The 13,152-nt window shown below is 31.7% G+C and carries 12 protein-coding genes; 1 reads left to right on the forward strand and 11 read right to left on the reverse strand.

All coding sequences use genetic code 11. From position 1 onward, the window contains the following. Window positions 1-80: 80 nt before the first annotated feature. The 7 genes from LW133_RS01225 to LW133_RS01255 are packed head-to-tail and all read right to left on the reverse strand — an operon-like array spanning window position 81 to window position 6,964. Window positions 81-626: a hypothetical protein gene (locus LW133_RS01225; protein WP_233075624.1), complete on the reverse strand. Its 546-nt coding sequence runs from the start codon at window positions 624-626 to the stop codon at window positions 81-83. Continuing rightward, window positions 623-1,774, reverse strand: a complete 1,152-nt coding sequence (locus tag LW133_RS01230; RefSeq protein ID WP_233075626.1) for an exo-alpha-sialidase — start codon at window positions 1,772-1,774, stop codon at window positions 623-625. Before LW133_RS01230 ends, LW133_RS01225 begins: the two co-directional genes overlap by 4 nt. A gap of 1 nt (window position 1,775) precedes the next feature. Further along, a complete protein-coding gene (locus tag LW133_RS01235; protein WP_233075628.1) occupies window positions 1,776-2,285 on the reverse strand; it encodes a chemotaxis protein CheW in 510 nt (169 codons plus the stop codon). Between the two features lies 1 nt (window position 2,286). Next, window positions 2,287-4,623, reverse strand: coding sequence for a hybrid sensor histidine kinase/response regulator (locus LW133_RS01240; RefSeq protein WP_233075630.1), 2,337 nt, complete (start codon window positions 4,621-4,623; stop codon window positions 2,287-2,289). A 57-nt stretch (window positions 4,624-4,680) separates the two neighbouring features. Continuing rightward, window positions 4,681-5,436, reverse strand: coding sequence for a UDP-2,3-diacylglucosamine diphosphatase (locus LW133_RS01245; RefSeq protein WP_233075632.1), 756 nt, complete (start codon window positions 5,434-5,436; stop codon window positions 4,681-4,683). Between the two features lie 11 nt (window positions 5,437-5,447). After that, a complete protein-coding gene (gene argC / locus LW133_RS01250) occupies window positions 5,448-6,452 on the reverse strand; it encodes an N-acetyl-gamma-glutamyl-phosphate reductase (protein WP_233075633.1) in 1,005 nt (334 codons plus the stop codon). Continuing rightward, window positions 6,449-6,964 carry a DUF4149 domain-containing protein gene (locus tag LW133_RS01255; RefSeq protein WP_233075634.1) on the reverse strand — a complete coding sequence of 172 codons (516 nt, stop codon included), beginning with the start codon at window positions 6,962-6,964 and terminating at the stop codon, window positions 6,449-6,451. Before LW133_RS01255 ends, argC begins: the two co-directional genes overlap by 4 nt. Before the next feature lie 72 nt (window positions 6,965-7,036). On the opposite strand from LW133_RS01255, the gene LW133_RS01260 reads away from it, so the two are divergent. Then, on the forward strand, window positions 7,037-7,771 hold the full coding sequence (locus LW133_RS01260; protein WP_233075635.1) for a YaaA family protein: 735 nt from the start codon (window positions 7,037-7,039) through the stop codon (window positions 7,769-7,771). Window positions 7,772-7,865: 94 nt separating this feature from the next. Here the strand turns inward: LW133_RS01260 and LW133_RS01265 are convergent, their stop codons facing one another. From LW133_RS01265 to LW133_RS01280, 4 genes are all read right to left on the reverse strand, one after another. Beyond that, on the reverse strand, window positions 7,866-9,224 hold the full coding sequence (locus tag LW133_RS01265) for an outer membrane family protein (protein WP_233075637.1): 1,359 nt from the start codon (window positions 9,222-9,224) through the stop codon (window positions 7,866-7,868). 35 nt (window positions 9,225-9,259) lie between these two features. After that, window positions 9,260-10,699, reverse strand: coding sequence for an aldehyde dehydrogenase (aldA, locus tag LW133_RS01270; protein WP_233075639.1), 1,440 nt, complete (start codon window positions 10,697-10,699; stop codon window positions 9,260-9,262). A 96-nt stretch (window positions 10,700-10,795) separates the two neighbouring features. Next, entirely contained in the window at window positions 10,796-11,914 is a 1,119-nt protein-coding gene (locus LW133_RS01275) for an L-rhamnose mutarotase (protein ID WP_233075641.1), read from the reverse strand. Next, window positions 11,914-13,146, reverse strand: coding sequence for a sugar MFS transporter (locus tag LW133_RS01280; protein WP_233075643.1), 1,233 nt, complete (start codon window positions 13,144-13,146; stop codon window positions 11,914-11,916). Before LW133_RS01280 ends, LW133_RS01275 begins: the two co-directional genes overlap by 1 nt. Between the last annotated feature and the right edge of the window lie 6 nt (window positions 13,147-13,152).

The raw sequence follows: 13,152 nt of genomic DNA on the forward strand, positions 1-13,152 counted from the left end.
AAAGGTGATTTTTAAAAAAATAGCAAGTAGAATTAAAATTCCAATAAAACCAAAAGTTTTTAGAGTATTTTTAAAAAGCATTATTTTTTTCTTATTTTGGAATAAAATAGCATAATAAGAGCCGCAAGAATACTGGGAAGATCGAAAAAATAATCTAGAATATTATTGCTATCAAAAAGTTTAATGGTATAGACAAAAAGTGTCAAAAGATAAAGAATAGCAAGAATTTTGTCAAAAAAATACGCAATAATTGTGATGGAGCAAGCAATAATTAGGGCAATGTGTTGATCTTGATAGTAGAGATTTATAGGGATAATGTTTAAAAAAGTTAAGAAAAATAAAGAATTAATGCTAATGAGAAAGAATAACCCTTTTTGACTAATGAGAAAATAGTTTTTATCGCGAGTGGTTTCTAAAAGTATAATTGTGCAAAATGCCAAAAAGACAAAACTTAAATTTCCAATAAAACTAAAGGTAAAATCATTAATGCTTAGATCTTTAAACAAGGGTAGATTTAAAAAAATAGCAAGGATAAATAATAAAGGATAAAAAAAATTTTTTTTTCTTGGAAGCAAGAGCGCAAAAAAAGCCAAATAAGGCAGTGTGAGAAGATAATGCATTGTCATAGCGCATCCTCCAGAAATTTGATATTTAGTGTGATGTAGCGGATAAATTTTCGATCTATGGTGTAGGTGATATGAATGATTCCATTTTTATGATCAATAAGTGTAGTTGGATAACTCACTTCACCATTAATAGTATAGGTTGTATCAAGATCAAAGAGCTTTTCAAATGTCTCGTAATTTTTCATTTTAGCAAGAGTGAGGTTTGCGCGCGGAGAATTTTGTTTTGCGGTATTGTAGAGCAAAAAAGTTTGTTCATTGATTGTAAAGAGATTTAGCGAATTATCTTTGTTTTCAAGGTTTGTTTTGATGAGGCCAGAATATTTTAATTGATTATTGCAAGCTTGTGTATAGAGAATGGAATTAGCCTTTTTGTGTGCTCGATAGGCAAGGAGGCAATGTGTAGAATCTAGTGCAGTTAGAGAGGGCTGTAAAAGACCTTGTGCATTATTTGGTTTAGAGATTTGTAAAATTTTTCCTTGAGAGTCCATTATAAGATTAAGTGCGTATTTGTTAGCAATTTCATGATAGATAGGCAGAATAAAGCCTTGTTGATTGTTGCGAAAGGTGATTTCTATGGGTTGGGTGCGTACAAGATTGCTAATGTTGAGTAGAGGGCTTAAATGCAGAGCTTTTTGGAAATGGAAAGTAATTTTTTCAGAATCTGTGCGAGCAGTGTAGTGGTAGATTTTGCTTGTAGCCCATCCACCCATGCTTACACCTACGACAAAAAGATGGATAGTATTGTTAATAGTGTATAAAACAGGGTTGCCTATTTTACTGATATATTCTCTGGCATCTTTGCTTAGGGTTTTTCTATCTAGGATTTTAAATGGCTCCTGCCATGTGGCAGATTCGGGATTGTTTTTGTCAATGAGAATATTTGCATAGATTGCAACATCTTTTGCTCCTTCTTTGGATCCAGCAAAATATGCACTTAAAAGGCGAGAATTATCAAGTATTGCTAAGGTGCTAGAATGTGCAGATGGGATATTCTCTGGCATCGGGATATCTAACTGGTGTAGTAATTTTTTTGATGGTGTGGCCGTGGAATTAACATTGAATACAAAATCTTCTTTTTTTGGAATCTGAAAAAAGGCAATGCCTCCAATAAGAAGAACAGATAGGAAAAATAAAAGAAAACCTTTCATTTTAGAAAGTTTTTTTCAACAAAATCTCTGTTTTTAAAATAGTAATAAGACGATCCTCTCTTTTTCCTATGCCCTGCATACTTTCCATGATATTTTCTTGTTCATCAAAGGTTTCTGGGATAGGATCAATCTCAGATTGTTTTAATCTGATTGCCTCTGTAAGTTTGTCGATTACAAAACCTGCAGTTTTATCTTCGTGTTTGATTACAAGATATCTTGTATCTTTATCTTGTGCAATCGCAGGAAGTCCAAATTTCAGTCGTAAGTTGATAAGAGGGAATACAGTACCTCTGAGATTGAAAACACCTAAGACATAATCTGGAGTGCCTGGAACTCTAGTGTATTCTATCGGTTTAACAATTTCAATAACATTTAAGATAGGGATGGCAAATTCTTCATCGCCAACAACAAATCCGATGACTTGCAGAGCGTCTTCAATATTGTCTTGATCATTATTTTTTGTGTAGTTTTGTTGTTTTTTAAAAATTTCTTTTAGATTTGTCTCGTTCATTTTATTCTCCAGTGATGCTTATATTAATATTCCGCTTTACAACATTAACAAGATATTCTGCACTATAAGGTTTTGTGATATATTCTGTCATACCAGATTCTACACCACGTACTCTATCTTCTCTACTGGTTTTACTTGTGATAGCAATAAGAGGTAGATTTTTAAATTTATTAAATTTTCTAATTTCTGATGCAAGAGTGTAACCATCCATTTTTGGCATTTCAATATCCAAAAGCACAGCATCAAATTTTTTATCACTATTTTTTAGGATTTCTAAACCTTCCATTCCATTAGAAGCTTCTTTGATGGTAATACCCAGGGTAGAGAGGTATTTTTTGGCAACACTTCTATCAGTAGCACTATCATCTACAATCAAAATACAATAGTCACTTGGGTGTTGTTTGCTACTATTTGAATCGGCATCATCAATAAGTTGGTTAATATTGACTTTTACTTCTTTTGCCATAGTGATTAATGCGGGAACATCTACAATTAAAGTAATTTTTCCATCTCCTCTGACTGTTGCACCTGCAATTCCTGTTGTACCCTTGAGATAATAGCCTAGAGATTTAATAACCACTTCTTCTTGACCAATGAGATAATCGACAATAATTCCTACTTTTTGATCTGCAATGCCAATAATCACAACATAAACCTCATTGATATTTTCTAGAATACAATCTACACCAAAAATATCTGCCAATCTTACAAGAGATAATACTTCATCTCTTAAACGCAATACACTTTTGCCATTAATAGTATAAATTTCATCCTGATTTACCTTTACAGTTTCTAGTACTGAGGAAAGTGGAATAGCATAATATTCTTCTTGAACACCTACAAGTAGCGCCTGAATAATCGCAAGAGTAAGAGGAATTTTTAGTTTGATTGTAGTACCAACATTTTTTTCAGATTCTATTTCAATCATTCCATTGAGTTGTTCAATATTAGTTTTTACAACATCCATTCCAACACCACGACCTGATACATTTGTAATCTTTGCAGCAGTAGAAAAACCAGGTTTAAGGATTAGAGAAAATGCCTCTTTATCGCTAAGTGTTTCTGCTTCGGCTTGAGAAATTACATTCTTTTCTATAGCTTTGCGTTTTAAGATTTCAGGATCTAATCCCTTGCCATCATCTTCAATTTTGATCACAATATGATTACCTTCGTTATATGCACTAAGGTTAATTGTTCCTGTGGTTTCCTTACCTTTTTCTTGTCTTTCTTCTGGGGTTTCAATTCCATGATCACAAGAATTTCTAATGATATGCACCAAAGGATCGCCAATTTCTTCTACAATGGATTTATCCAACTCGTTTTCTTCACCACTAATAATAAGATCAATATCCTTATTAAGATCTCTAGCTAAATCTCTAACCATTCTTGGGAATTTATTGAAAACCTTACTGATGGGGAGCATCCTTGTTTTCATAACTGCAAGTTGCAAATCTGTGGTTACTGTAGATACCGAGGATACTACTTGATTTAGTTCTTCTAAAAATCGCTCACCATCATAGCGTTCCTCGACATCGCCATAGATTCTAAGTAATCTGTTTTTGCCCAATACAAGTTCCCCGATGAGGTTCATTAAGTGGTCTAATCTTTTGACATCAACACGGACGGTCTGTTCAACCGTGTTAGCCTTATTGTCTTTGCTGCTAGTGTTTTTCGCAGTATTTTCTTCGCTAATTTTTGCCTCTTGTGCTTGCTGCATTTTTTTTCTAGCTCGTTTTTCTTTGTCGCTTGCTTGTCTCTCTTGCAAAAGGCGTTGAATTTCATTTTCTACTTCTTCTGCACTCATATTTGAATAATCTTCTTCTTGAGATTCCATAGGTGTTGTAGTTTTAGTATCTTCTTTTATTTTTGAAGTTTCTTTATCTTTTTTTGAGGATGTTTTTTTTGCAGACTTTTTGTTATTGCTTTTGTGAGTATCTTTATTGTATTCATTATTTTGAATTGCTTGAAGTTTGACAACACAATCATGGATATCTATTCCACTATTGGCATCTGTTTTATTTGCACGAATAGCATTGAGTAGACCCTTCATTAGATCTACGGATTCTAAAATAACATCCATAATATCTGGAGTGATTTGAAGCTCGTTTTTACGCGCTTTATTGAGTACATCTTCCATATTATGTGTTAAATGTGTAAGAATATCAAAATTTAAAAACGATCCTGATCCTTTGATAGTGTGTGCAACTCTAAAAATTTTATTTAATAAATCTAAATCTTTAGGGTTGTGTTCAAGTTCGACAAGATCCTGATCTAATTGATCAATCATTTCAAAAGCTTCAATTAGAAAATCTTCCATTATTTCCTGCATTTCTTCCATTTCAACCTCGAATAAAATAAATAGCGTTTCGTATATTTTACAATGTAAATGTTTAATTTAAGCTATAAAAGCTTCAAAATCATTATTAATTATTCTCAATATTTTTTTTTGACAGAAAAAAGATGGAATTGCTTTGTAGTTTTGATTTTCTAGTTCGCAATGAAAATGTCCTTCCAAAATTTTAGTATAAGATAAAGAATGTTTTTTTGCATAATTTTTATAGGAACCTGTTCGTTTAGAAAGAAAATTTTTGGGATTTTTGAGTGCAAAAATTTCTTTTTGCATAATTTTATTTTGCACTATTTTGTAGAGTTTTCCGAAAGTAATGCAGTCTAAAAAAAATAAGCCCTTAAGGATAATGGGGTGTGTAATAGCTTGGATATAAAATTCATATGAGGGCGATATAAAAATATCTCCATGTGCTAAAAGTAAGGTTTTATTTTTATAGTTAAATTGCATGGGTTGGTTTTTTCGTTTGATGATTGTGGTATAAGGAAGCGTTTTTTGCTGGATTCCAAAATCATGATTTCCTTCAAAATAAAATACTTGAGTGATTTGACTAAGTTGATTGATTTTTTTAAGAATTGTTTGATGATCTTTGAGGCTAGAAGAAACACTTCCAATTAAAAGATGAAAAATATCACCCATAAAAAATACTTGTATAGGAGGATTTTTTAGCAATTCTTCAAGAAGATAAAGTGCCTTAAGATCATTAGGGCCAAAGTGTGCATCAGCGATAAAAATCGCCCCATCAAGAATTTCAAAAATGGGATTTTGTGTGAATTTAGAAGGGTTTTGCAAAGTTTTTTTCATAAAAAAGTATGTTATCCTATGATAGGGATCCCTGTTTCTTCTTGAAAACCAAACATTAAATTTGCATTAACGATAGCTTGAGAGCTTGCTCCACGCATAAGGTTATCAATACTTGTACATACATATAAATCATTATCCAAAATTTGTGCATAGATATCACAAAAATTTGTTCCCCTAACATTGATGACATCAACACTTTGTTTCCTAATCCTAATAAATGGATCATTAGCATATTGATTTTTTAAGATTTCTAAGGGATTGATTTTTTCTTTGAGTGTTGCAAAAATGCTTACTAGCATTCCTTGTGTAAGGGGTGTAAGATGGGGGACAAAGTTAATTTTTACTTCTTTTTTACCAATGAGAGAGCATTTTTCTTTGATTTCGATTTGGTGACGATGTTTTAATGGATTGTAAGAAAAAATATTTTCATTAATAAAAGGATAGTGTGTTGTATTTGTGAGTTTTTTACCTGCACCACTCACACCACTTTTTGCATCGATAAAAACACTGGAATCTATGTAGGGTAAAAAGGGTAATAAACCTAATAAAGATGCTGTAGGGTAGCAACCTGGATTTGCAATAAGTGTAGCATTTTTAATATTTTCTCTTTGATATTCTACTAGTCCATAGATTGCATGTTTGAGATTTTCACTATCGCTATGTGGACCATAATTAGCTTCATAATTTTCTTTATTAAGGCGATAGTCCGCGGATAGATCAATAATTTTCATATTGGGTTTTTCATCTAAAATTTCTTTGCAAAATTTTGCAGATTCTTGATGAGGTAATGCGAGGAATAATAATTCGCATTGTTTGATTGCTTCTTTAGCGTCAGCTTTTACAATAGAGTGTTGACTGACTTGAAATAATGCGGGATGTATATTTTCTAAAGTATCCTCTCCACTAGAATTTGCAAGATAATTGACTTGAAATTTTGGGTGTTGCAAAAGAATTTTAAGGAGTACAAAGCCTGTGTATCCACTAATTCCTATGATTCCAACAGGTATTTTTTTCATTTGTTTTTTGCCTTTGTTTGAATGTTTTTATAAAGCACAATTACACGCCATACCAAATTAATGCTTAGTAAGATTAATAAAAATTGAAAAACATATTCGCTTTGGTGATGGAGGCTTGCAAATTCTGGAGTTGCTACTGATGCGGCTCCTTGTTCTTGTGCTTCTATAATCTTTGGAGTGTAGAAAAATGTAAAAGTAAAAATTAGATACACAATAATTCCATTAAGCAAAAGTGGAAAAAAATCTTTTTTGTTTCTAAAATTAAATATTAAAAGCTCATAAATTAAAATAATAATCGCACTAAAATTTAATAAAGTATTAATTTTTAGAAAGATTTGTGTCATTAATATTCCAGAATCAAAATTTGTAATTCCTAGATCGGGTAAAAAAGTATAAGCTTGAAAAATTACAGGTGCGACAAATGCTCCAGCGGTGATAATAGCTCCAATATTGATACCAAGAAGCCAAATATAAAGTGCATGAATAAAGAGTACAAAAGCATTTCTTTTCATAAAAAATCATCCTATTTTTTTGTTAAAAAGTGATTAAAAAGTTTATAATCATAGCAAAAAAGTAGGATAAAAATGAAAATATTACTTAGTCCTAGTGAAGGAAAAAATAAAAATCTCAAATTTATAGAACAGGAAAATAATTTTTTAGAATCTTTGACGCCTAAATTTGCGGAGAGAAAAGATGTGGTGATTTCTTATTTGGAGGCATTAAATGGTGAAGATAAGGAGATTTGCAAGATTTTTGGGACAAAGAGTGTGGGAATGGATGATTTGGCTTTGTCAAAAAATATGTTTTATCTTGAAAGTATGCAGGCAATCCAGCTTTATGATGGTGTTGCATTTAAAGCATTAGATTTTGCAAGTTTGAATCAAAAAAGCAAGGATTTTATTTTCAATCATGTGTGTATTTTTAGTAATTTATTGGGAATGATAGAGGCAAAAGATAAGATTCCTTATTATAAATTGAATCAAAACTATAAAAATAAAAATTTTGGATTAAATACAATTTATAAAAAAATGACAAAAGTTTTAGATGAGTATTTTAGCGATAAAAAAATTATTGACTTGCGTGCAGAGGTTTATATCAAGGCATATCCTATCAAAAAAGAACATATTGTTGTGGAGTTTTTAAAAAATGGTAAAAAGGTGAGCCATTATGCTAAACATTATCGTGGAGTATTTTTGAGGGATTTGGCATTGCATCAAGGCGATATTACTGCATTAAAAACATTGCATGAAATGGAGTTAAAAGACATTGTGCAAGAGAAAAATAAAAACATATATATTTATGATGTTATAAATAATTAAATGGGAATTTATTTGATTCCCATTTGTGGCTTAGATTCTATTTTGCAAGATTGAGATTTTTTCATAGCTTATCAAGATCTATTTTTAGGTAGTTTTAAATTTTTGCAGTGATATACCAAAATACCATACTTTTATCTGTATATACATCTTTTTGTAAAAAAGTTTGTGAAAGTAGATAGCCTTTATGATTGGTGGTTCCTGCCCATTCAAGTCTTAAATTTAAATTTATATGTTTTGTGATATCATAGTTTAGTAGTAAGGCTAGTGAATTTTCATTAGACCGCATTGAATGCGTGTATCTTGCTATAAGATCCCAGCCAAATTGATTATATTTTCCTCCACCAAATAAAAAGACATTGAATGCATCGTGAGAGAAAAAATCACTCCAAGTTGGCCCTGTCCCATAGAGTGTATATACCCAAGTATTTAATCCAGTAGGGTCACCATAAGATCCGATAAGATCATTGGGATTTCCAAAATTTTTATAGATTCCTGCACCAACATTGTGACGATTAATTAAAATATCTTCGCGTAAAAAAAGTGTGATTCCACCTTTTCCTCTTGTTCTTCCTAAATATCCTGATGGGTTATAAGGGGTTATTGATGTCAAATCAAAGATTGTTTCATAACCCCAATCTTGCCCAGAAATTTTATTAGATGCATCTTTATTATGAAAAGAAAAAAGTGTTAATAAGGTAGTTTTAAAATTTATCCCTTGATGGTTAAAATTTTTATTGCTATCCCAGACTACTTTAAATCCTGTGCTAAAAAATGCATTTGGTTGATAATAAGAATAATAGCGTAATAAAAGTTTTTGATTTTTTAATAGGGGATTATAATCAATTCCAAAGGTAAAGATTCCAAATAAATTTAAATCACCATTTCGCGGATCAAAATGATTGAGCCATTCCCCGCCAGAAGAACTTCTTGCATGTGTATAGACTGCATATGTTTTAAAATTTTCATTACCGATAAAAAATTCTACACCTTGATTGTGGCCACTCCACCAATCTAGATTTGCAAAACTATATCTTCCTAATTTAATTCCAAAATATTCTTTATACTGATAACTAAGATATGCGTTAATAATCTCGCCCCATGCGGGCATGTAAATTTGTGAAAATTTTCCAATTTCATTACTGTTTAATGTGGTATTAGATGGAAAGAGTGTAGAATCTTTCCTTGTGGTATCTAAACCAACTCCCCCTACCATTCCTTTTATTCCTATATTGAGTTGATGATCTTTTTCTAAAAGATTGAGAATAAAGCCTAGTTGTGCACTCAATGCCCAAAAACTATTATTAGGATAAATGGCTTTTTTTGGATCAACTTTTTTATTATTACTCAATCCTATGCGTGTAATGGAGGTAAAATTTCCATCAACTTGATATCCAATAGCCTGTAAAAAATTAATAGTAAACAGCATGAGAATTAGCATAATAAGCCATCGCATATTCTCTCCTTTGTGTTGTTTTGCTTGTTATTTTGTTATTGAATTTTTAGATTGTGTTGGATATAGACAACATGTGTTGCAAGATATTCTTCCAACCCATGCTTACCATCTGCACCACCAATTCCGCTTTTTCTAAATCCAGCATGGAATCCTTGCATTGCTTCAAAATTTTCTCTATTTATATAAGTTTCACCAAATTTGATTTCTTTACAAGCACGCATTGCTACATCAAGATTTTGCGTATAAATAGAGCTTGTAAGACCATATTCGCAATCATTTGCCATATCAATTGCTTCATCTAGTGTGTCAAATTTCACAATAGGCAAAATAGGTGCAAAAATCTCTTTTTGCATAATTTCATCGCTATGTTTTACTCCTGTAACTACTGTTGCTGGGAAGAAGTATCCATCAGTATTTTGAATTTTTCCACCAACTTCAATTTTTGCTCCAGATTGTGTTGCACGATTAAGCATTGCTAAGGCATTATCTACACCAGCTTGATTGACTAAAGGTCCCATGTCAAAGTCTCCTTGCATGGTATTTCCAACGCTAACTTTGCTCATTGCTTGAGAAAATTTATCTACAAATTCATCATAAACACTTGTATGAATATATGCTCTTTCAGCACAATTGCACACTTGCCCATTATTGCAGATTCTACTAGCTTTGATAGCTTCTACTGCAAGGTTAATATCTGCATCTTTACAAACAATAGCAGGGGCTTTTCCACCAAGTTCAAGCGATACTTTTATGATATTTTTTGCTGCTGCCTCCATAATTTTGACACCAGATTCTACACTTCCTGTAAGGCTTACCATTCCTACATTGGGGTTGCTAGCAAGTTCGTGACCTACAACACTTCCCTTACCACCAACAAGATTAAATACTCCATTTGGAAGATTGCTTTGTTGTACGAGTTTTGCAAACTCATAAGCATTATTTGGAGTTTCACTACTTGGTTTTATAACAATTGTGTTACCTGTGATGAGTGCAGGTGCCATTTTTCTTGCAATAAGAAAGAATGGAAAGTTCCAAGGCAATATACCTGTAGTAACGCCAATGGCTTGTTTGAAAAGAAAAATTTGCTCATTTGCACGATCGCTTTGAATAATTTCTCCTTCATATCTTCTAGCCCATTCGCTCATATAATCCATATAATCTGCGGTGAAATTGATTTCAATTTCTGCTAATGTGCGTGTTTTTCCTTGTTCTTGCATGAGTGTATCTGTAAGCATTTTTGCATTTTTTCGAATGAGTTCTGCAATTTTTCTTATATAGCTTGCGCGTTCAATTGCAGGTTTCATTTCCCAAGATTTTTGTGCGATTTTAGCTGCCATGATTGCATCTTGTGTTTCTTGCAAACTTGCGCTAGGAATAGAAGAGATATGCTCTTTTGTCGCGGGGTTATAAACTTTGATAAATTCGCCTTTATGTTCGATAAATTCGCCGTTGATAAAATTCTGATAAGTTTTCATTTTATTCCTTTTTAAGATTTTTTATGGTTTTTTACAATGAGTGAAGGGAAAAAATTATGGAGGAGAATAGGTAATTAAAAACTTCATAGTATTCCTTTAATCAAGATGAAAAACTTCTGTAATATCAAGCCAAGGGGAGTTTTCTCCCATGGGGATTTGACAAGCATCTGTTTGTATCCACCATTTTTGTGTAAAAGAGTCTTGCGCGATTTGTTGCATATCTTTTGAAAAGTCCTCTCCTGTATATTCAAAATATGCAAAGAGATAATCTCCGTAATGATAGATGCTATAGTTTTGAATATGAGCCTTTTTGAGTGTGTCATTGATTTCTTTCCATGCGTTGTAATGCAGGTTTTTATAAGTTTCTAACATATCTTGTTTGATTTTTGTAATCTGTGAGAATCTTTGCTTTTTGGGCAAAATCTCATAACATTCCATAGCATTTTTTGTAAAAATTTTTTGTATATTTTCGTGAGATATATGGAGATTTAAGAGTTTTGTATAAAGTATTTTTACCCAAAGATATGGGGGAATTTTACTTACAGGATAATTGCTGCCAAATAAAAGTTTTTCTACAGGAAAATAAGAAAAAATAATTTTTAAGATCTTGTCTAGGTTTTGTTCTGCTATTTGTATATCAAAACTATCACAAGGAGAAAGCTTGCAATAAATATTTGCAATTTTTGCTAATGTTTTTATTTTGTGTGTATAGCTTTCAAGATCGTTAAAATCTGGATTTCCAAAATGATTAATTACAATTTTTAACTTAGGAAATTTTGTAGCAATTTTTTCTAGTAGCAATAAATCTTTTTCTAGCAAACATGCTTCAAAAACAATTTTTGTATTTTCTTTGTAGATTTTTTCTATAGATTGTAAAATTTCTTCTTCGCAAGGAATTTCTTTATGCATGATTTTTCGTATCGCACAGGTTTTTGGTGATTTTTGCTTAGAAAAAAAGGTTTCTTGAGGAATGCAAATGCCTAAAATTTGATCCTTTTGTCTTGCAAGGTTTTGAATATATGCAAGTTCTTTTTCCTTTTGTGTGGAATCTACTTCAATATAAATTCCTCCATAAAAATTAAGATCTTTATAGGATTTTACATAGTCTTTGAAAGTAAAATTCCTGTCAAATTCGCTATTTTTAATCCATTCTATAGCAAAAAATTCTCTTTCCCAAATATGAAAATGCGTGTCAATGATTTTTAAATTTTTCATTATTTTTCCTTTGATCCAATAAATCCATAGTAAGAGACAAATAAAAAGCAAATTGTAAGGATTAAATATCCCATACTTGTGCCATAGAGATCATTAAAATATCCCATGATACTTGGCATAATTGCACCACCAACAATGCTCATAATTAATAAAGAACTTGCAAGCTTAACTTGGGATTGTGGGAGTGTGCTAATAGAGATTGCAAAGATTGTGGGGAATGAAATGCTCATAAAGAAAAAGATGGCAATTAAAGCAATTACTCCGCTAAATCCACTAGAGAAATACAAATACATACAAAGTAATGCATTAATCATGCTATAGATTCCTAGGATTTTATGAGATGAAATCTTTTTCATCAAAGGCGTGGTAAAAATTCTTCCTAGCATAAAAGCAATGAGTGCAATGCTAAAATAATATGCTGCTTGAGAGTCGCTGATATCTGTGTTATGTTCTGTAACATAATTGATAAAAAATGCTCCTGCGCCAACTTGTGCAGCGATATAAAGAAATTGTGCAAATAATCCTAAAGAAAAAATTTTATTTTTAAAGCAAGTTAGAATATTTTGAGATTGTTGAGTGGTGATTTCTTCTTTTTGTTCAGGTAGTTTTGCAAAAATAAAAGCCAACATTGTGAAAAACACAACAACAGCAATTGCTACATAGATGAGCTGAACATTTCCCATATTTTTTTGTAATAATTCTTCTATTATTTCTATAGGGGCATCTTTTGGTGCTTTAGTAATGGATAAAAAAAGTTGTCCCGCAATAATGGGTCCGATAAATTGACCAATACCATTGAAGCTCTGTGCAGCATTGATTCTAAAGCTTGAATTTTTAGAATCCCCTAATTTTGTAATATAGGAATTTGCATTAGTTTCTAGAGTGCCAAGTCCACAAGCTAGGATAAAAAATGCAAATAAAAATAAAGCAAAATTTGCAGAATTTGTTGCAGGAATAATCAAAAGACAACCAATAGCATAGAGTGCCAATCCCATTAAGATTCCAATTTTATAGGAAAATTTTTGTGCAATAAATCCTGCGGGTAGAGCGATAATAAAATACGCACCAAAATAGGCCATTTGTAAATAACCGCTTTCATGTTGGGTAATATGCAAGTGGTTTTGCAAGTTTTTGTTCATTACATCAATAAGACCATAACTAAGTCCCCAGAGAAAAAATAGAAAAGTAACAAGAGTAATAGCAATTCTTAACTGTATAGGTGAAATTTTCATGATTGA

The sequence above is a fragment of the Helicobacter anatolicus genome (genome assembly GCF_021300615.1).
Classification (GTDB): domain Bacteria; phylum Campylobacterota; class Campylobacteria; order Campylobacterales; family Helicobacteraceae; genus Helicobacter_H; species Helicobacter_H anatolicus.